This is a genomic window from Lysobacter sp. FW306-1B-D06B (assembly GCF_038446665.1).
Classification (GTDB): domain Bacteria; phylum Pseudomonadota; class Gammaproteobacteria; order Xanthomonadales; family Xanthomonadaceae; genus Lysobacter_J.
Genome location: NZ_CP151802.1, coordinates 742368 through 760819, shown reverse-complemented (window position 1 = coordinate 760819; position 18452 = coordinate 742368). Strand labels below are relative to the sequence as shown.

Here is an 18452-nt window from a genome sequence, read left to right as displayed (position 1 = left end):
GTGCCCGCACGTTGCGGCCCGGACGCCGGGTTGACCGGATTGTCCAAAGCCCGCTAGAATCCGCGGTCCATTTACGTCGTTTACGCAGAGCCGGACCATGGCCACCAAGCGCACCTATCAGCCCAGCAACCTCAAGCGCAAGCGCGACCACGGCTTCCGTGCCCGCATGGCGACCGCCGATGGCCGCAAGATTCTTGCCCGTCGTCGCGCCAAGGGCCGCAAGCGTCTCACCGCCTGAGCGCCGCCGCTGCCGTTTCACGGCAGCAGCCCACCGGCCCCTCGCCGGTAACGCTTCATGACGTCGGCCCGCTTCCCGCGCAGCGCGCGGGTCCGCGCGCGATCCGATTTCGACCGCATCTTCCAGCACGGCCGGCGCGTTGCGCTGCCCGTGCTGGCTTTGCATTGGCAAGCCAGCGACGTGCCCGCACGCCTGGGACTGGCCGTGTCGCGCAAGGTCGATCCTCACGCCGTCGGCCGCAATCGCATCAAGCGCGTCCTACGCGATACCTTCCGTCACCTGCGCGACCAGCTCGCCGCGGGTGATTACGTCGTGGTCGCACGACCGGCCGCACGCGCCGCCAGCGGCCCGGAACTCGTGGCCGCCTTCCAGGGTCTGCTCCAGCGCAGCGGGGCCCTCACGCCCGCCGCGTTGCCCCTGTCACCCGCGCCCGGCACAATGCCGGCCGCTTCCCCTTCCGCCCCTGCGCCGCACGTTGATCGCGGCTGAGCCTGCCTGTCGCCCATGAACCAGACCCGTGTCTTCCTGATCTTCGCCTGGCTGATGGTGGCGACCCTGCTGTGGATGGAGTGGGGCAAGGAGAAGGCCGCCCCGCCGGTCCAGGCCCAGACGACGACCGCCGTCGCCGGCGGGCCCGTTCCCGCCGCGGCCGATGGCACCGGCGCGATTCCGTCCGCATCCGGCGCGCTGCCCGCGGCGACGCCCGCCGCATCCGCCACGGCGGCCGTGCCCACGGTGACGGTCACCACCGACGTGCTCAAGGTCGTCATGGACGGCGGCGAACTGCGCCAGGCCGATCTGTTGAAGTTCCCGATGACGGCCGACCGCGACAGCCCGCCGGTCCGCCTGTTCGCCGACGACGCCACCAACTTCTTCGTTGCCCGCAGCGGCTGGATCGAGCAGGGGCCCGCGGCGACGCGCTCGGTGTTCGTGCCCGAAGGCGCCGCGCGCGAGTTCACCCTCGCGCAGGGCGAGCGCAACGTCTCCGTGCCGTTCGTGTGGAACGGCCCGAACGGCGTGACCATCCGCCGCACCTTCACCTTCACCCGCGGCGATTACGTGGTGAAGATCAAGGATGAAGTCGTCAACGCCGGCACCGCGCCGTGGCAGGGATACGTCTATCGCGATCTCAGCCGCGTCCCGCGCGCGCTGGTGAAGAAGGGCCCGATGAGCGCCGAGCAGTACAGCTTCCAGGGCGCCGCGTGGTACACGACCACCGACAAGTACGACCGCCGCAAGTACGAAGACTTCGCCGGCGACGGTCCGCTCGACCAGCAGAGCACCGGCGGCTGGATCGGCATGCTCCAGCACCACTTCTTCAGCAGCTGGATCCCGCAGCCCGACCAGGCCGCGCTGTTCTCGCTGAGCCAGGCCGACGGCCGGTACACGATCTCCGCCAAGGGCCCGGCCTTCACCGTGGAGCCGGGCAAGTCGGTGGAAACCTCCGCGCGCCTGTGGGTCGGCCCGAAGCTGGTCAAGGCGATCGAAGCGCAGAACGTGCCGGGCCTGGACCGCGCGATCGACTTCAGCCGCTTCAGCGTGATGGCCACCATCGCCGGCTGGCTGTTCTGGGTGCTGGAGAAGATCTACGGTCTGGTCGGCAATTGGGGCTGGGCGATCGTCGGCCTGGTGTTCCTGATCAAGCTGGCGATGTACCCGCTGTCGGCCGCGCAGTACAAGTCGATGGCGAAGATGCGCAAGTTCCAGCCGCGCATGGCGCAGCTCAAGGAGCGCTACGGCGACGACAAGCAGAAGCTCCAGATGGCGATGATGGAGCTGTACAAGAAAGAGAAGATCAACCCGGTCGGCGGCTGCCTGCCGATCCTGCTGCAGATGCCGGTGTTCCTGGCGCTGTACTGGATGCTGTCGGAGTCGGTGGAACTGCGCCACGCGCCGTGGATCGGCTGGATCACCGACCTGACCTCGCGCGACCCGTACTTCATCCTGCCGATCATCAACGTCGCGGTGATGTGGTTCACGCAGAAGCTCAACCCGACCACCGGCATGGACCCCATGCAGGCCAAGATGATGCAGTTCATGCCGCTGGTGTTCGGCGTGATGTTCGCCTTCTTCCCGGCCGGTCTGGTGCTGTACTGGGTCACCAACGGCGCGCTGGGCCTGCTGCAGCAGTGGTGGATGATCAAGAAGTACAGCGACGCGCCGGCCAAGGCGGCCTGATCGTCCGGACTGGACAGTGAAGATGGAAGCCCGCCGCAAGGCGGGCTTCTTTTTTGCGGGCCGAAGCTGTTCTAACTTTGGTCGGCGGATCCGGGCGATAAAAGAACTGTTACTCACATCCGGAGTAACAGCATGGATCACCCGTTCGAAGGACGGCCCAACCCGCACGACTGGCTGCACGAAATGGTCTTCGAGGATGAAGAATCGATGGACCAGGCACGCCGATTCCTCACGGAGTACCCCGACCCCAATGCCGACTGATGCACACCGCGACACCATCGCAGCCATAGCCACCGCACCGGGCGCAGGCGGTGTCGGCATCGTGCGGCTGTCGGGTCCGCGTTCGCGCACCATCGCCGAAGCCGTGGCCGGCCGCGCGCTCACGCCGCGCCAGGCGCACTACGTCCGCTTCCACGATGCGCAGGGCGAGACCCTCGACGACGGCATCGCGCTGTTCTTCGCCTCGCCCGCCAGCTACACCGGCGAGGACGTGGTCGAGCTGCAGGCGCACGGCAGTCCCGCGGTGCTGCACGAGCTGGTCGCGCGTTGCGTCGCGCTCGGCGCACGCCGCGCGCGACCGGGCGAATTCAGCGAGCGCGCCTTCCTCGAAGGCCGCCTCGACCTCGCCCAGGCCGAAGCCGTCGCCGATCTCATCGCCGCCGCCGACGTGCGCGCCGCGCGTGCGGCACGCCGCGCGCTGGACGGGGAGTTCTCGCGCCGCGTGGACGCCATCGGCGAGGAACTGCTCGCGATCCGCGTGCATGTCGAAGCCGCGATCGACTTCGCCGACGAACCCATCGACACCCTCGGTGGCGCCCAGCTGCGCGCGCGCCTGGCCGACACGACGCTCGCGCTCGAGGAACTGCTCAAGGCGGCCGAACGCGGCCGCCGCCTGCGCGACGGTGTCCACGCGGTGATCGTGGGCCCGCCCAATGCCGGCAAGAGTTCGTTGCTCAACGTGCTCGCCGGCAGCGACCGCGCCATCGTCACCGACATCGCCGGCACCACGCGCGACCTGCTGCACGAGACGATCCGCATCGACGGCGTCGAGCTCACCCTGGTCGACACCGCCGGCCTGCGCGACGGCGGTGATGCGATCGAGCGCGAAGGCATGCGCCGCGCACGCGGTGAACTCCAGCGCGCCGACCTCGCCCTCGTCGTGCTCGATGCACGCGATCCGGACGGCGGTCGCGCGGCGGTTGCCGACGCCATCGCCGACGTGCCGCTGCGCGTGTGGATCCACAACAAGGCCGATCTGCTCGACACCGTTGCGCCCGGCGAGCCCGATGCACTGCAGGTGTCCGCGCGCACGGGCGCCGGCATCGACGCGCTGCACGCGAAACTGCGCCAGCTCGCACAAGGCAATGCGGAGGAGGCGGGCGAAGGTGCCTTCACCGCACGCGCGCGCCATGTCGACGCGCTCGCCATCGCGCGCGAACACCTCGCCCAGGCCCGCGTCGAGCTGGACCGTGAAGCACTCGACCTCGCCGCCGAATCGCTGCGCCTGGCGCACGACGCGCTCGGCGAAATCACCGGCCGCGTCCACGCCGACGATCTGCTGGGCCACATCTTCTCCAGATTCTGCATCGGGAAATGAGGCCCGCCCGGGCGCTTTGACGCGGATCAAGGCACCGGCAACCCACGCGGGCGCACAGTGCGGGCCGGTTCCCCGCGCGAGTGCGACATGCAGACCATCGACACCGACGTAACCATCATCGGCGCCGGCCCCGCGGGGCTGTGCCTGGCCCGCGCGCTTTCCGGGACCGGCCTGCGCATCACCGTGCTGGACCGCGAGCCCGAAGCCGCATTGCGCGCGCCGGCGTTCGACGGCCGCGAGATCGGCCTCACGCAGCGATCGGTGCGTTTCCTGCAACGGTTGCAGCTGTGGAATCGCTTGCCGGCCGACCAGGCGCATCCGCTGCGCCAGGCCCGCGTGTTCAACGGCGCGAGCCACGACGCCCTGGAGATCGGCCCTTCCGATCCCGGCGCCGACCCGCTCGGCTGGCTGGTGCCGAACCACGCGATTCGCGCGGCGGCGTTCGAGTGCGTAGCCGCCTCGCCCGATGTCGAATTGCTGGCCGGCGTCCGTGTGGCCGCCGTCGACACCGACGCCGCGACCGCCCGGGTCCGCCTCGACGACGGGCGCGTGTTCGCCTCCCGCCTGTTGGTCGCCGCCGACGGTCGTTTCTCCGAGACGCGTCGCGCCCTGGGCATCGCCACGCGCATGCACGACTTCGGCCGTTCCATGCTCGTGTGTCGGGTGACGCACGAGCGACCGCACGAAGACATCGCCTGGGAATGGTTCGATCACGGCCACACGCTCGCGCGCCTGCCGTTGGGTCGAGCCGCACCGGAAGGCCGCCGCTCGTCGATCGTGCTCACCCTGCCGGGCGCGCAGATGCGCGCTGTGCAGGCGCTGGACGACGAGGCCTTCGCCACGGAGATCGAGCGCCGGTGCGATGGCCGGCTCGGCGCCGTCTCGGAGGTCGGCACGCGTCACGTCTACCCGCTGGTCGGCGCCTGGGCGACGCGATTCGCCGCCACGCGCGTGGCGCTGGTGGGCGACGCCGCCGTCGGCATGCATCCGGTCACGGCGCACGGATTCAACCTGGGGCTGCTCGGCGTGGAACGGCTCGCGGGGCTATTGCGCAATGCGGCCGCCAGCGGCGCCGATCCCGGCGCATCCGCGCTGCTGGACCGCTACGACCGGGGCCATCGCCGGGCCACCGCGCCGTTGCATCTGGCCACGCGCGGCGTCGTCGGGCTGTTTACCGACGATCGCCCCCCGGCCCGCGCCCTGCGCGCCGGGGTGCTGCGCGCCAGCGCTTCTTTTCCGCCATTCCGGCGTCTGCTGGCGGCGTTGCTGGCCGATCGGGACCCTGCCGGAAGCCGCGTTACAGGACGCCATGACCGCACTGAACAGGGCGATGGCCGGCCACGAGCGGCCGACCGATGGTAGGCTCAAGGCGTCGTTCGCTTGACAAACATGGGCCGCTCACGCGATCTAGTGCCCGTGTGCTCGTGACGGCGCACTTCAGGGGAGCTTTGCCAATGACGTTCGTTAATCCACAAGACCGGCGTGCGCGCCGATTGTCTGTCGTATCGCAGCTGTCCGTCGCGCTTGCCCTGTGCTGCGCGCTGGCCGCCTGCCAGAAAGAAGAGCCCGCACCGGAAGGCGCGGCTGCACCGGTCGCCACGGCGGCCGCTCCCGCGGTAACCGCGGAAACCGCGGTATCGGCCAAGGTGTCGGCCCTGACCGCGGACCAGCTGCGCGAGGCCGCCCGCAAGGCCTACGCGGAGAACCGCCTGTACGCACCGGCCGAGGACAACGCGGTCGAGTACTACCTGGCGCTACGCGACAAGGCGCCGGGGGACGCCGCGGTCTCCAGCGCACTCACCGACCTGCTGCCGATGACGGTCATCGCCATCGAACAGAGCGTCAATCGTGAGGACTTCATCGAAGCCCAGCGACTGGCCGCCCTGCTCGAGAAGGCCGATGCCCAGCATCCGGCCCTGGCCCGACTGAAGACCAGCATCGCCGCGCAGCAGGACGCGACGACCAAGCGTGCGGCCCAGCAGCAGCTGACCGCCGAGGAAGAGGCCAAGAAGAAGGTCGAACTCGAGAAGAAGCGCCTGGAAGACCAGAAGAAGCAGCAGGAAGACGCCGCCAAGCAGCTCGCCGCGCAGCAGGCCGCCAGCAAGCAGGCCGACGACAAGGCCGCCGCCGACCGCGCCGCCGAACAGCAGCGTGCCGCCGAGGCCCGCGCTGCCGAACAGCGCGCCGCCGACGCCCGTGCCGCCGCCGCCCGCCAGGCCGCCGCGACGCCGGCCACCGCGGATGCCAGCGACCTGCGTCCGCTGTCGATGCCGCCGCCGCGTTATCCGCCGGAAGCACTCCGCGCCGGCACCTCGGGGGAGGTGCAGGTCGAGTTCACCGTCGGTACCGACGGCTCGGTCACGGCCGCGCGCGTGGTGCGTTCCAATCCGGCGCGCATCTTCGACCGCGAAGCAGTCAACGCCGTGCGCAAGTGGCGCTTCCAGCCGGTGGATGCACCGGTCACCACGCGCCGTACCATCGGCTTCAACCCGCAGAGCTGATCGCCGCGCGGCGAGCGAAGGTTGGGGGACTGACGCTCACCGCGGGCGCTCCGCGAAGCACGTTGCAAGGGAAGGCCCGGCGCAAGCCGGGCCTTTTTCTTTGTGCGCATTCCGCGTTAGCGGCGAAGCCCCTTCAACGTCATCCCGGCGAAGGCCGGGACCCAGGCCCGCAACGTCCGGGCATTTCGCCATGGGCCCTCCCATCGTCATTCCAGCGCAAGCTGGAAACCATCTGCTGCCGCGTGGTGAAGCCACTTCGATCAGGAGGCTGCCGCCGTCCATGGCGCGACGCACCCGGCCCCGGACAGCGCGGCCCGGCCATCCATGGCCGGTCGTCCGGCACGCGGCAGCGCCGCGCAAGCGCTTGGTCTCACCCGGAGATCGCCAACCGCTCCTGGTGATAACGCCGCACCGCCGCGAACCACAGCAGCGCCGCCACGGCGAATCCCGTGCCCAGGTAAATCGCCCAGGTGCGCAGGTCGATGACCTCGCCGCGGATCACCTTCAGCAGCATCTGGTTCTGCGCGAGGAAGGGCACCATGAACTGCCACGGCTGCGTCTTCACCGGATTCACCATCAGCGCGATCGTCGGAATCATCGGCAGCAGCATCAGCCAGGTCATGTGGCTCTGCGCTTCCTTCATGCTCTTGGCCGCGGCCGACAACCACGTCAGCAGCGTGGTACCGATGAACAGCATCGGCAGCAGCACCAGCAGCATGCGGCCGATCGCGGTGAAGCTCACATCGAACATGCGGCCCACGCCCGTGCCCATCTGCGCACTGATCTTGAATGCCAGCAACGTCAGCACCAGCGAGAGCAGTCCCATCGCGCACGCCGCCGCGATCTTGCCGCTGACGATGGCGCCACGCGAAGCAGGCGTGGCCAGCAACGGTTCGATGGACTGACGTTCGCGCTCGCCGGCGGTGGCGTCCATGATCAAGTGCGCGCCGCCGATGAAGGACAGCAGGATCAGCAGGTACGGCATGATCGCCGACAGCAGCAGCCCGCGCTTGGCGTCCTCGCTGGCCAGGTCGCGGCTGCCCACGCTGACGGCGCGCGTGATCGACGGATCGATGCCGCGCGCCAGCAACCGCAGCGCACCGACCTGATCGCGGTACGCCGCCAATGCGGCGCGCACGCGCGCGCCGGGAATCTCACTGTCGCGACGCGTCGTATCGGAGACGATCTCCACCAGCGCCGGCTTGCCCGCGCGCCAGTCGTTGCCGTAGTCCGGATCGATGCGCAACGCCACGTCCACTTCCTGCCGCACGATCGCCGCGTCCACGTCCTCCGGCGCCTTCACCGCGCGGATGCCCTGCGTGGCAAGGAACGCCACCAGGTTCGGCGCGCGTTCGATGCCGACGGTGGGCACCTCCAGCACGCTGTCGAGCTGCGTGCGTGCGCGCGATTCGGCGAGCGAACTCATGCCGATCATCAGCGCCGGATACAGCAGTGGCCCGAGCAACAGCGCCAGCGCCAGCGTGCGCCGGTCGCGCGAGATGTCGCGCAGCTCCTTGCGCATCACCGCCCACATCGCGGCGAACATTCCCGAGCGGGCCGTCGTCGCACTCATGCGTGCAGGCCCTCGTCCGAACCGATCGCCTTGACGAACGCGTCCTCCAGGTTCGCCTCGCCCGTCTGCGCGCGCAGCTCATCGGCAGTGCCGGATGCGACGACCTGGCCCTGCGCGATGATCACGATGCGATCGCACAGCGCCGCCACCTCCTGCATGATGTGACTGGAGAAGATCACGCAGCGTCCTTCCTCGCGCAGTTGTTGCAGGAACCCGCGCATCGCGCGCGTGGTCATCACGTCCAGGCCGTTGGTCGGTTCATCCAGGATCACGTTGCGCGGGTCGTGCACCAGGGCGCGCGCGATCGCGGTCTTGGTGCGCTGGCCCTGCGAGAACCCTTCGGTCTGGCGATCCAGGATGTCGTGCATCTGCAACGCATCGGCCAGCACCTGCGTGCGCTGCGCGATGGCCTGCTTCGACATGCCGTGCAGCTCGCCGAAGTAGGCGATGTTCTCGCGCGCGGTCAGGCGCTTGTACACGCCGCGCGCGTCCGGCAGCACGCCGAGCGCGCGCCGCACTGCGGCCGGATCACGCGCGGCATCCACGCCGTCCACCAGCACCTGTCCGGCATCGGGCGTCATCAGCGTGTAGAGCATGCGCAGGGTCGTGGTCTTGCCGGCGCCGTTGGGGCCGAGCAGGCCGGTGATCTCGCCGTCGCGCGCCTCGAAGTGCACGCCATCGACGGCGCGCACGGGCCCGGTGCGGGTCTTGAACGTCTTGTGCAGGTCCTGGGCGAAGATCATGCGGTCACGGCTCCCATCCGTTGAATCCGGTGAACGGCGGCACGTAGCCGATCGAATCCAGGCAGCGCGCATCGAGCGACTTCGCATCGAGCGATTCGATGAACTGGCCCACCAGCTTGGGCAGGCATCCCACCGCGCCGACGTTGTGGCCCTGGCCGCGCAGCACGAAATGGCGGCCGTTCGGCAGACCCTTCAGCACGCGCTCGCCATAGGCCGGCGGCGTGACCGGATCGATCTCGCCCGACAGCAACAGCGCCGGCACGTTGGAACGAAGCGGCGTGTCGAAATCCGCCGGACGTGTGCCGTGCGGCCACGCCTTGCAGGCAGCGAAGAACGCCGGACCCGTTTCCGCGCCGAGCACGGTATCGGCATCCTTCGGGTCCGGATGGAAACGATCGGCATCTTCGGCGCAGATCACCGACCACTGCATCGCACGCGACATGCGCCCGTCCATGCTGCGCGTGGCCAGCTGCGCCAGCGCCATCAGCGGCGCGTACTCGCCGCGGTCGGCCTCGTCGATCACCACCGGCATCAACGACATCATCTGCGGCATGTACGAGAACAGATGCGTGAGCCCGACGACGGTATCGGCGGTGAGCGTATCGCGCCGCTTCTGCGCCGTGGCCGGATCGCGGAACTCCACCTGCACCGGCGCCGCTTCCAGGCGCGTCTTCAGCCCGCGCAGCTGCGTGCGCAGATCGCGCGGGTAGCGCTTGCGGCAACTGGGCAGCGACTGGCACTGCGCCGACTGCAACTCCAACGCACGCTCGAAGGTGCGCGCGAACTCGCCGCCCACCACCAGATCGTTCGGCGCGACACCGTCGAGCACCAGCGAACGCGTATGACGCGGGAAGCGCGCGGCGAACTGCTGCGCCACGCGCGTGCCGTAGGAAACGCCGACGAGGTTCACCTGCTCCACGCCCAGCGCCGCGCGCACGGCATCCAGGTCCGACACCGCCTGCGTGGTGGTGTACAGGCGCGGATCGGCCTTGTCCTGCAGCGCCTGTGCGCAACGCGCGGCGTAGGCGGCGATGGCATCGGCGTCGGCTTCGTCCTGCGTGGACAGCGAAAGCTCGCGGCCGTTCGCATCGCGACACACCAGCGGGCTGAGCCTGCCCGTGCCGCGCTGGTCGATCAACACGATGTCGCGGTGCTTGCGCACTTCGCGCAGGGCCATGTCGATCTCGGCGGCATACTCCGTCGCCGCCTGCCCCGGCCCGCCGGCGAGGAAGAACACCGGATCAGGCGCGGTGCTGCCCTTGTCGTTCGCGGGCAGCCACGCGATGTTCAACGCGATCTTGCGGCCGTCGCGCTGCTGCGGATCCTCGAGCACGTCGAAGCGCGCGCATTGCGCGTCGATGCTCGATGGCGCCAGCGGGCTGGAGAGTGTGCAGGGTTCGAATGCGATGGAGCCGAAATGCCGGATCGCGGCATCGGTGGACTTCGCGGAGTCGCCCGGCGCCGTCCCGCCGCAGCCGGCGAGTAAACAGGCCGCGACGAGCGCTGCGATGCGTGAGGGATGGACGTGCATTCGTTCCTCTGCGATGGACGGCTGCCGAGCAAGCGTGACGGAGCGACGGCGCGGCGGGAACGCCTGCCGCCATCGCAGTGCCGAGCTTACGTGGTGGGCAGCGCGGGTTGCACGCTGCTGCTTCGCGCGCGCTGGATGCGCACGTCCAGCGCGTCGAGGTGCTCGGCCAGGATCCGCGCGCCGGCGATGTCATGCATTCGCGCCACCTCCAGCCGCGCGAATGCGACGCCGACGCAAGCCGCCTCGAACTCTCCCGCATCGACGGCCAGCGCGGCATCGAGCCACGCGCGTCCGGCGCCCATATGCAGCAGGCCGCCGTCGCAGTAAGGCCGCCATGCGCGCGCCGCGCCGCCATCGCCGGAGCGAATGGCATGTCCCGCAAGTGCGAGCGCGAGGTGCGGACGCAGCGCGGCCGGTGTCGTCCAGAAGCCATCCGCCAACGCGGCCGCGGCGCGATCCGCCAACGCGCGGTCGCCTGCATCGTCGGCCCATCCCAGGTGCATCAGCAACGCATTGGCGCGCAGTGGGCCGGTGTCCGGGATATCGAAGGGCACCATGTCGGCCGGCCAGTCGCGGGGCCGCACGCCGGCGAGCGAGAGCGCGGCGGCCGCGCGCAGGCGCTGCGCCACCAGGGCATTCGGACGTCCGAGCATCAGGTCCAGCAGCAGGCGGCCGTCGTTCTGCCAGCCGTGGACCGTCAGGGGCATCAGGTTCACGACGACACCGGGAACGCCGATCACGGCGATGGCCAGGAAGAACGCACGCGACGCCGAAGGGATCTCCATCGACGACACCATCGCGATCGCCGCGACCGTCACGGCCAGCGTCGTCAGCGGACCACCCAGCGTGTACAAGGCGGCATCGCGACGACGATGGCCGCGTCCACCGGCCGGCAGCAGCATCGCGAAGCCACCCACGCCGGCGATCGCGCCGCCATGGCGCCAGCGCCAGCCGGACAGTCCGCGCTCGAAACGGAACGCGCCGATGCTGAAGGCGATCGGGCGCATGCCGCACGCCATGCCGGCCAGCGCGTGACCGGATTCGTGCAGCACGATGTGCAACCAGTACGACGGCACCAGAAGGAACAGCACCGCGAGGACTTCGCCGTCCTTGAGGTAGGACGCGCCGGTGATGAGCGCCAGCGACAGGCCGGCGCTCAACAACCACAAAGCGAACTTCCACCATCGCCAGTGCCGGCGAGGAACCACGACGGGTTCGGCCCCGGGCCACGGCACCGGCCCCGATTCGCGATCCATCGCGCCGGCCGGGGCCTGGCTCATTTGCTGCTGACGTACTTCTCGCGACGCACCTGCGGCACCGGCAGGCCGTGGCCCTTCAACGCTTCGAAGCAGGCATCGACCATGTTGGGGTTGCCGCACAGGTAGGCGATGTCGTCGGTCGCGTTCGGGCCGAACTCATCCAGGAACTGCTGCACGTAGCCGCGGCGCGCGTCCTCGTGCGCATGCGGCGAGCCTTTGGCCGGCAGCTCGCGCGAGAAGCACGGCACGAAGCGGAAGTGCTCCGGGTGCTTGTTGGCGAAGGCGCGGAACTCCTCGCCGTACAGCAGTTCTTCCGGGTTGCGTGCACCGAACAGCAGCACCACGCGCACGCCGCGCTCGCGGATCAGCGCTTCCAGCTGCGGCAGCATCGCGCGATACGGCGTGACGCCGGTTCCGGTGCCGATCAGCAGATAGCGCGCATTGGTGTCGCCCGGCATCAGGCAGAAGCGCCCGAACGGACCGCTTGCATCGACGCGGCCGCCGTCCTCCAGTCCCTCGAACAGCGCCGTCGCCGCGCCGCCGGGCACGTAGCTCACCGCGATCTCCACCGCCTCGCCCGGGCCCAGCGCGTGCTCGTGGATGGTCGCCAACGAATAGCTGCGCTTGGTCGCGGCGCCGTCGGCGTACTGGAAATGCACCTGGATGAACTGGCCGGGGATGAAATCCAGCGGCTGCCCGTCGTCACGCACGAACGTGTAGTGGCCCACGCTGGGGGCCAGCATGCGGCGGGAGACGAGTTTGAGCGGGAAGTGCTGGATGGCCACGGCGGTACCAATGAAGCTGCAACAGTCTGTGGCCGGAGTGGCCACGCGCGGGCGCCTATACTACCGTCTATCGCCGCGAGGCCGCGGCGCAGGCCCTCTCGAATGACCCCGGCAACCCCTGTTCCTGCGCACGTTTCCGCGCACACCGGTGCGGTCCCCACCGCTCCCGCCCTTTCCGTGCGCGACCTGCGCAAGACCTACGACCTCGGCGCCGGCAAGAAGGGCGTCCAGGCGCTCAAGGGCGTTTCGCTCGACGTCGCCCCTGGCGATTTCTTTGCCCTGCTCGGCCCCAACGGCGCCGGCAAGAGCACGCTGATCGGCATCGTCAGTTCGCTGGTGAACCTCAGCGAAGGTTCGGTCTCCATCTTCGGTGTCGACCTGGCGCGCAACCGCGATGCGGCGATGCGCCTGATCGGCCTGGTGCCGCAGGAGCTGAACTTCAACATGTTCGAAAAGCCGCTCGACATCCTCGTGAACTACGCGGGCTTCTACGGCGTGCCGCGCGCGCAGGCGATCGAGCGCGCCGAAGTGGAACTCAAGCGCGCGCAGTTGTGGGAGAAGGCGACGGTGATGAGCCGCACGCTCTCCGGCGGCATGAAGCGCCGGTTGATGATCGCGCGCGCAATGATGACGCAGCCGCGTCTGCTGATCCTGGACGAACCCACCGCGGGCGTGGACATCGAGATCCGCCGCGGCATGTGGAAGACGCTGAAGGAGATCAACGCCGCCGGCACGACGATCATCCTCACCACGCATTACCTGGAGGAAGCGGAAAGCCTGTGCCGCAACCTCGCCATCATCGACCGCGGCCGCATCGTCGAGCAGGGCCCGATGAAGGCGTTGCTGGCCAAGCTCGACGTGGAAGGCTTCCTGCTCGACATCGACGGCACGCTGCCCGCGCAGTTGCCTGTCATCGAGGGCACGACGCTGACCGCCACGGACGACCACACGCTCGACATCGAGATGCCGCGCGCGATGGACCTCAACCGCGTGTTCGCCGCGCTGGGCGATGCGGGCATCCGCGTGCGCTCCATGCGCACCAAGTCGAACCGGCTGGAAGAACTGTTCGTCCGCCTCACCGGCGAGAACGCGCAGGACAGCACCTCGCAGACGCCGCCGGAGCAGGTGGCATGAACGACATGACGCAGACCACCACGGAAATTTCCAACGCCCAGCGCAACCTCGTCGCACTGGGCACCATCGTGCGCCGCGAGGTCAACCGCATCCTGCGTATCTGGGGCCAGACGCTGGTGCCGCCGGCGATCACCATGACGCTGTACTTCCTGATCTTCGGCGGCCTCATCGGCTCGCGCGTGGGCACGATGGACGGCATCAAGTACATGGACTTCATCGTCCCGGGCCTGGTGATGATGAGCGTGATCCAGAACAGCTACGGCAACATTTCCTCCTCGTTCTTCGGCGCCAAGTTCGGCCGCCACGTCGAGGAGCTGCTGGTCAGCCCGATGCCGAGCTGGGTGATCCTCACCGGCTACGTGTCCGGCGCGGTGCTGCGCGGCCTGATGGTCGGCGTCATCGTGCTGATCATTTCGATGTTCTTCACGCGCGTGAGCATGCCGCACCCGTTCGTCACCTTCACCACGGTGCTGCTGGGCGCGACGATCTTCTCGCTGGCCGGCTTCGTCAACGCGGTGTACGCCAAGAAGTTCGACGACATCGCCATCGTGCCGACCTTCATCCTCACGCCGCTGACCTACCTGGGCGGCGTGTTCTATTCGGTGAAGCTGCTGCCGCCGTGGGCCGAGGCGCTGACCCATGCCAACCCGATCTTCTACATGGTCAACGCGTTCCGCTACGGCCTGCTCGGCGTGTCGGACGTGCCGCTGTGGGTGTCGTACAGCCTGATGCTCGGCTTCGTGGCCGCGCTCAGTGCGCTGGGCCTGTGGCTGCTCAAGCGCGGGGTCGGCCTGCGCAGCTGAGGCCCTGCTTCCTCTCCATTGCCCGCGCCGGGACGCTTCGGCTACAAAGGCGCGGGGGAAATGCGCGGGCCCCGGCCCGGGCGGGGGCATGCATGCCCGGTCGCCAATTGCCGCGATCCATCACAGGGGGAGAGGAATGAACTTGAAGGGAATTCTGGCGGCTGTGTTCGTGAGCAGCCTGTTGGTCGGCTGTACGGCGACGGTGCCAATCAACTACGCACCCAGCTCGGTCCTGACCGCGCAAGGCACCACGCAGGTCACCGCCTTCGGCTATGGACCGGCGCAGGCCGGCAAGGTCAAGCCGAATCAGGTGCGCAACACCGCGATGGGCAACATCTACTTCGAGAAGGACGTCTCGGTCATCATGCGGGACGCCGTGTTTTCCGAGTTGCGCTTCGTCGGGGTGAAGGTCGGCACCGAAGGCAACGTGCTGTCCGGCAACATCGAGGAGTTCCTCATCGACGACCTGGGCTACAGCGTCGACTGGACGCTGCGCGTGCGTTACACCGTCAAGGATGCCGCCGGCAAGGTGGTGTACGAGCAGGTCAAGAACACGCAGCGCAACACCAACAAGTTCGCCAACGTGTTCGGCGCGCTGAACGAGACGATCAAGCTCAACGTGGAAGAGATCATCAAGGATCCTTCCTTCCTCGGCGCGATCAAGGGCGCGTGAAACCCGGTGGCGTCCGCGCAAGCGGGCGCCACTTTTTGCGGTAACGTGCACGCAGGTTTTTTGCGGACGGAGTTTGCATGCGCGTGCTCGTGCTCGGTGCCGGCGGCACCGGCGGTTACTTCGGCGGGCGCCTGGCCCAGTCCGGCGCGGATGTCACCTTCCTCGTACGCCCCGCGCGTGCGGCGCAGCTGGATGCGCATGGCCTGCAACTGCGCAGTCCGCTTGGCGACGCCGACCTGCGCGTCGCGCACACCACGGCCGATGCATTGCCTTCGCTCGCGGCGGCGCGCCCGTTCGACATGGTCCTGCTGAGCTGCAAGGCCTACGACCTGGACAGCTCGATGGAGGCCATCTCGCCTGCGATGGGCGAGGGCACGTGGGTTCTGCCTATCCTCAACGGCCTGCGCCATTACGCACCGCTGGATGCGCGCTTCGGTTCCGATCGCGTGGTCGGCGGTCTGTGTTTCATCAGCGCGATGAAGGGCGCCGCGGGCGAAGTTCGACACCTCGGACAGCCGGCCTCGATCACCTTCGGCGAGCGCTCGGGCGAGGCCGCCAGCGCACGCACCGCGGCGTTCGCAGCGCTGTGCGCGGGTGCGCACGTCGATCACGTGCGTTCGCTACGTATCGCCCGCGAGCAGTGGAGCAAGTTCACCTTCCTCGCCACGCTCGCCGCGGCCACCTGCCTGATGCGCGCGCCGGTGGGCCGCATCAATGGCAGCGAGGGCGGTGAGGCGTTCATGCGCGCGCTGTATGCCGAATGCGTCGCAGTGGCTGCCGCAGAAGGCGAGCCGATCGACGCGCAGGCGCAGCAGACGGCGCTTTCCACGCTGACGGCTTCGGGCTCGCCGTTGAAAGCGTCGATGCTGCGCGATCTGGAAGCCGGGCAGCCCGTGGAGGCGTTGCAGATCGTCGGCGACATGCACCTGCGCGCGGAAGCGGCGGGATTGCACGCGCCGCTGCTGGCGACGGCGTGGGTGCATTTGCAGGCGTATGAGGCATCGCTCAACAAGGCGTGATGCCGCCTATGTGCCCTCACCCGCACCGTCATCCCGGCGAAGGCCGGGACCCAGGCTCGGGGCGCTGAGTAATCCTTCCTTCGGGCACTCTATTGCCGCTGAATTCTTCCTCATCGTCATTCCCGCGAAGGCGGGAATCCAGGGACTTTCCATGCTTTCGCAGCAAGCTGTCCGAATGGGTGATCGATCGCAACGGTTGCGAACATAGGCTACCGGCAAAGCGTGAAGAGGCCCTGGATTCCCGCCTTCGCGGGAATGACGGTGGAGTGGTTCACCGAAGAGGGAGTGCTCCTACGTTACGGGCCTGGGTCCCGGCCTTCGCCGGGAGGACGGTGAGAGTAGGCGTACGGTCAAGCGGCTCACCGCTCAATCACACCGCGCCCCATCCCCCTCCGCCCGGCACTGCGCCGGAAACCCATGCTCGCGCCAGTACGCCAGCAAACCGCTGCGCTGCAGGTACTGCGCGAAGGCCGGGTCGCGACGCAGCTCGCGCGATTCGGGTTGCCAGAACACCCACTGGTATGACGCATACCCCGACCGCTGCACCGCATCCAGCCCGGCGATATCGCGTGCGTAGTCGCGTCGCGGCAACAGCAGGCGCGTGAAGTCGTAGGGCACCTGGCCGTATTGCGATCCGCGCTCGGCCTGCTCGATCAGCGGCAGCACCGCCGGCCAGCGCGACGGATCGCGCAGTGCCGCCACCGCCGCCAGCTCCGATGCGCGCCACGGCATGTCGGCCGGCAGGCTCGAGGCGATGCGCTCGGCATCGTCGTAATCGCCGCGCCAGACCGCGTTGAAGAACAGCCCGGTGACCGACAGGCCCGGGTCGCCGAGGACGAGGTGACGGCGCGCTTCCTCATGCCGGCCCAACGTGTCGAGCACGCGGCCGCGCCAGAAATGGATGATCGGATCGAACGGCGCGATCGCCAGCGCCGCGTCGATCTCGCGCTGCGCCTCGTCGATGTAGCCCATCGTCGCCAGCCGCCAGGCATGCGTGCCGCGCACGACCACGTCCGACGGCGCCAGCACGAGCGAACGCCGCGACAGCGCCATGCACTCGTCCCACCGCTGCGCGCGGCAGGCGCGTTCGGCGAGCACGGTGTGCGCATCCGACTGGTCCGGGTCCAGCTGCAACGCACGCGCCGCGGCCTGCTCGGCCTGTGCGCGCAGTTCGTCGCGACCCGGCATCGGCGCCGTGGCCCGCTGCGACAGGATCGCCGCCAGCGCGCCCCACGCACGCGCGTAATCCGGATGCTCGCGCAGCATCTCGCGCAGCTCCTTCTCGGCGGTCATCAGCGCCGGTGTCGTGGATTTCTCGCCGCGCTGGCTGTAGCGGATCAGCAGGTATTGGCGGTACAGCGCCGGGTCTTCGTCCGCGCGCGCGCTGCTCGGCGACAGGCCGAGCTGGAGCTGCAACGCGTTGGCGATCGCATAGCCGATATTGCGTTGGAGTTCGAAGATGTCGCGCAGCTCGCGGTCGAAGTCCTGCGCCCAGAGCGTGCGATCGGTACCGGCCTCGATCAGCCGCAGGTTGATGCGCAGGCGCTCGCCGTCCTGGCGCACGCTGCCTTCCAGAACGTGCGTGGCTTGCAGGCGGCGGGCGATGTCGGACACCGGCAGTCCGGCGTCGCGGAAGCGGAAGGCCGAGGTGCGCGAGGTCACGCGCAGGCCATCGATGTGGGCGAGCAGGCCGGCGAGTTCCTCGCTCAGGCCGTCGGCGAAGGCCAGGCTGCGCGGGTCGTCGCCCAGGGCGCGCAGCGGCAGGACGGCCAGCACCGGTGCGGCGGCCGAGCCCGGGGCGGAGGCGGGGGGCGGCGGCGGCGTGTCGCGGGACGCCCACCAGCTCCATCCCAGGCCCCCGACCGCCAGGGCCAGCACCGCCGAAAGCGCCCACGGCCATGCCCGACGCCGGGCGGGCGGCGCTCCATCGGCCGCGCCCACGTCATCTCCGGGTGCGCGCGAGGCGTCGGCGCTGTCGGCCGTCGCTTCGGCCGGGTCGTCCCTTACGGGTGCTGTCGGGGTCGCGGCTGCCAGCGGGCGGTCGAACCGGTACCCGTAGCCATGCACCGTATGGAGGTAGCGCGGGTGATGGGCGTCCTCGCCCAGGGCGTGGCGGAGCAGGGTGATGATCCGGTTGAGCACGCCCGGGGTGATGTGGCGGTGGCCCCAGACCGCGTCGAGGATCTCGTCGCGCGAGAACACCTGCCCCGGCGCCCGCGCGAGCAGGCACAGCACGGCGAAGGCCTTGGGCTCCAGCGGTTGCAGTTCGCCCGCGCGCAGCAGGCGTCGGCCGGCGAGGTCGAGGGTGATGTCGTCGAATTCGAGCACGGGCGGGTCGGGGCAGGTCATCGGCGCGCGGGGGAAGAGCCCATTTACGGATACGCGGCCTGCCCGCTGACGCGGCCTAAGGTTTTCCCA

17 protein-coding genes are annotated in these 18452 nt (G+C 69.1%); 11 read left to right on the top strand and 6 right to left on the bottom strand.

The window, feature by feature from the left end; translation table 11 throughout:
- The first annotated feature begins 97 nt into the window (after nt 1-97).
- The 7 genes from rpmH (at nt 98) to AAFF32_RS03470 (ending at nt 6514) form a co-directional block, all read left to right on the top strand.
- Nucleotides 98-238, top strand: coding sequence for a 50S ribosomal protein L34 (gene rpmH, locus AAFF32_RS03500; RefSeq protein WP_027083663.1), 141 nt, complete (start codon nt 98-100; stop codon nt 236-238).
- A gap of 57 nt (nt 239-295) precedes the next feature.
- Nucleotides 296-727: a ribonuclease P protein component gene (gene rnpA, locus AAFF32_RS03495; protein ID WP_216964934.1), complete on the top strand. Its 432-nt coding sequence runs from the start codon at nt 296-298 to the stop codon at nt 725-727.
- 15 nt (nt 728-742) lie between these two features.
- Nucleotides 743-2416, top strand: a complete 1674-nt coding sequence (yidC, locus tag AAFF32_RS03490) for a membrane protein insertase YidC (RefSeq protein ID WP_216964936.1) — start codon at nt 743-745, stop codon at nt 2414-2416.
- Nucleotides 2417-2548: 132 nt separating this feature from the next.
- Nucleotides 2549-2677, top strand: a complete 129-nt coding sequence (locus AAFF32_RS03485) for a hypothetical protein (RefSeq protein WP_256448141.1) — start codon at nt 2549-2551, stop codon at nt 2675-2677.
- Entirely contained in the window at nt 2667-4013 is a 1347-nt protein-coding gene (mnmE, locus tag AAFF32_RS03480) for a tRNA uridine-5-carboxymethylaminomethyl(34) synthesis GTPase MnmE (protein WP_342316504.1), read from the top strand. Before AAFF32_RS03485 ends, mnmE begins: the two co-directional genes overlap by 11 nt.
- Before the next feature lie 87 nt (nt 4014-4100).
- Nucleotides 4101-5375 (top strand): 5-demethoxyubiquinol-8 5-hydroxylase UbiM, encoded by a 1275-nt coding sequence (ubiM, locus tag AAFF32_RS03475; protein ID WP_342316502.1) that lies wholly within the window; start codon nt 4101-4103, stop codon nt 5373-5375.
- Between the two features lie 92 nt (nt 5376-5467).
- Nucleotides 5468-6514, top strand: coding sequence for an energy transducer TonB (locus tag AAFF32_RS03470; RefSeq protein ID WP_216964941.1), 1047 nt, complete (start codon nt 5468-5470; stop codon nt 6512-6514).
- Between the two features lie 370 nt (nt 6515-6884).
- On the opposite strand, the gene AAFF32_RS03465 is transcribed toward AAFF32_RS03470, so the two are convergent.
- From AAFF32_RS03465 to AAFF32_RS03445, 5 genes are all read right to left on the bottom strand, one after another.
- Entirely contained in the window at nt 6885-8087 is a 1203-nt protein-coding gene (locus tag AAFF32_RS03465) for an ABC transporter permease (protein WP_342316501.1), read from the bottom strand.
- Nucleotides 8084-8830 (bottom strand): ATP-binding cassette domain-containing protein, encoded by a 747-nt coding sequence (locus AAFF32_RS03460; protein ID WP_342316499.1) that lies wholly within the window; start codon nt 8828-8830, stop codon nt 8084-8086. The genes AAFF32_RS03465 and AAFF32_RS03460 overlap by 4 nt, the downstream gene beginning before the upstream one ends.
- 4 nt (nt 8831-8834) lie before the next feature.
- A complete protein-coding gene (locus AAFF32_RS03455) occupies nt 8835-10361 on the bottom strand; it encodes an alpha/beta hydrolase (protein ID WP_342316498.1) in 1527 nt (508 codons plus the stop codon).
- Between the two features lie 86 nt (nt 10362-10447).
- Nucleotides 10448-11641 (bottom strand): hypothetical protein, encoded by a 1194-nt coding sequence (locus AAFF32_RS03450; RefSeq protein ID WP_342316497.1) that lies wholly within the window; start codon nt 11639-11641, stop codon nt 10448-10450.
- Nucleotides 11638-12417 carry a ferredoxin--NADP reductase gene (locus AAFF32_RS03445; RefSeq protein ID WP_342317210.1) on the bottom strand — a complete coding sequence of 260 codons (780 nt, stop codon included), beginning with the start codon at nt 12415-12417 and terminating at the stop codon, nt 11638-11640. The genes AAFF32_RS03450 and AAFF32_RS03445 overlap by 4 nt, the downstream gene beginning before the upstream one ends.
- A 90-nt stretch (nt 12418-12507) precedes the next feature.
- Here AAFF32_RS03445 and AAFF32_RS03440 point away from each other — a divergent pair, with 90 nt between their 5' ends.
- The 4 genes from AAFF32_RS03440 to panE all read left to right on the top strand — a co-directional run bounded on the left by AAFF32_RS03440 (nt 12508) and on the right by panE (nt 16034).
- Complete coding sequence (locus AAFF32_RS03440) at nt 12508-13539, top strand: ABC transporter ATP-binding protein (RefSeq protein ID WP_216964952.1); 1032 nt, start codon at nt 12508-12510, stop codon at nt 13537-13539.
- Nucleotides 13536-14342 carry an ABC transporter permease gene (locus tag AAFF32_RS03435; RefSeq protein WP_216964954.1) on the top strand — a complete coding sequence of 269 codons (807 nt, stop codon included), beginning with the start codon at nt 13536-13538 and terminating at the stop codon, nt 14340-14342. The genes AAFF32_RS03440 and AAFF32_RS03435 overlap by 4 nt, the downstream gene beginning before the upstream one ends.
- Before the next feature lie 169 nt (nt 14343-14511).
- A complete protein-coding gene (locus AAFF32_RS03430; RefSeq protein ID WP_216964956.1) occupies nt 14512-15015 on the top strand; it encodes a hypothetical protein in 504 nt (167 codons plus the stop codon).
- 77 nt (nt 15016-15092) lie between these two features.
- A complete protein-coding gene (panE, locus tag AAFF32_RS03425) occupies nt 15093-16034 on the top strand; it encodes a 2-dehydropantoate 2-reductase (protein ID WP_342316496.1) in 942 nt (313 codons plus the stop codon).
- Between the two features lie 366 nt (nt 16035-16400).
- On the opposite strand, the gene AAFF32_RS03420 is transcribed toward panE, so the two are convergent.
- Entirely contained in the window at nt 16401-18362 is a 1962-nt protein-coding gene (locus AAFF32_RS03420) for a winged helix-turn-helix domain-containing protein (protein ID WP_342316495.1), read from the bottom strand.
- Nucleotides 18363-18452: the final 90 nt, after the last annotated feature.

What these genes read in the sequence shown, in the direction of transcription:
- AAFF32_RS03460 (WP_342316499.1), bottom strand. Translation starts at nt 8,830, where the DNA reads ATGATCTTCGCCCAGGACCTGCACAAGACGTTCAAGACCCGCACCGGG.
- rnpA (WP_216964934.1), top strand. Translation starts at nt 296, where the DNA reads ATGACGTCGGCCCGCTTCCCGCGCAGCGCGCGGGTCCGCGCGCGATCC.
- AAFF32_RS03455 (WP_342316498.1), bottom strand. Translation starts at nt 10,361, where the DNA reads ATGCACGTCCATCCCTCACGCATCGCAGCGCTCGTCGCGGCCTGTTTA.
- yidC (WP_216964936.1), top strand. Translation starts at nt 743, where the DNA reads ATGAACCAGACCCGTGTCTTCCTGATCTTCGCCTGGCTGATGGTGGCG.
- AAFF32_RS03465 (WP_342316501.1), bottom strand. Translation starts at nt 8,087, where the DNA reads ATGAGTGCGACGACGGCCCGCTCGGGAATGTTCGCCGCGATGTGGGCG.
- AAFF32_RS03435 (WP_216964954.1), top strand. Translation starts at nt 13,536, where the DNA reads ATGAACGACATGACGCAGACCACCACGGAAATTTCCAACGCCCAGCGC.
- ubiM (WP_342316502.1), top strand. Translation starts at nt 4,101, where the DNA reads ATGCAGACCATCGACACCGACGTAACCATCATCGGCGCCGGCCCCGCG.
- mnmE (WP_342316504.1), top strand. Translation starts at nt 2,667, where the DNA reads ATGCCGACTGATGCACACCGCGACACCATCGCAGCCATAGCCACCGCA.
- AAFF32_RS03485 (WP_256448141.1), top strand. Translation starts at nt 2,549, where the DNA reads ATGGATCACCCGTTCGAAGGACGGCCCAACCCGCACGACTGGCTGCAC.
- AAFF32_RS03440 (WP_216964952.1), top strand. Translation starts at nt 12,508, where the DNA reads ATGACCCCGGCAACCCCTGTTCCTGCGCACGTTTCCGCGCACACCGGT.
- panE (WP_342316496.1), top strand. Translation starts at nt 15,093, where the DNA reads ATGCGCGTGCTCGTGCTCGGTGCCGGCGGCACCGGCGGTTACTTCGGC.
- AAFF32_RS03450 (WP_342316497.1), bottom strand. Translation starts at nt 11,641, where the DNA reads ATGAGCCAGGCCCCGGCCGGCGCGATGGATCGCGAATCGGGGCCGGTG.
- rpmH (WP_027083663.1), top strand. Translation starts at nt 98, where the DNA reads ATGGCCACCAAGCGCACCTATCAGCCCAGCAACCTCAAGCGCAAGCGC.
- AAFF32_RS03470 (WP_216964941.1), top strand. Translation starts at nt 5,468, where the DNA reads ATGACGTTCGTTAATCCACAAGACCGGCGTGCGCGCCGATTGTCTGTC.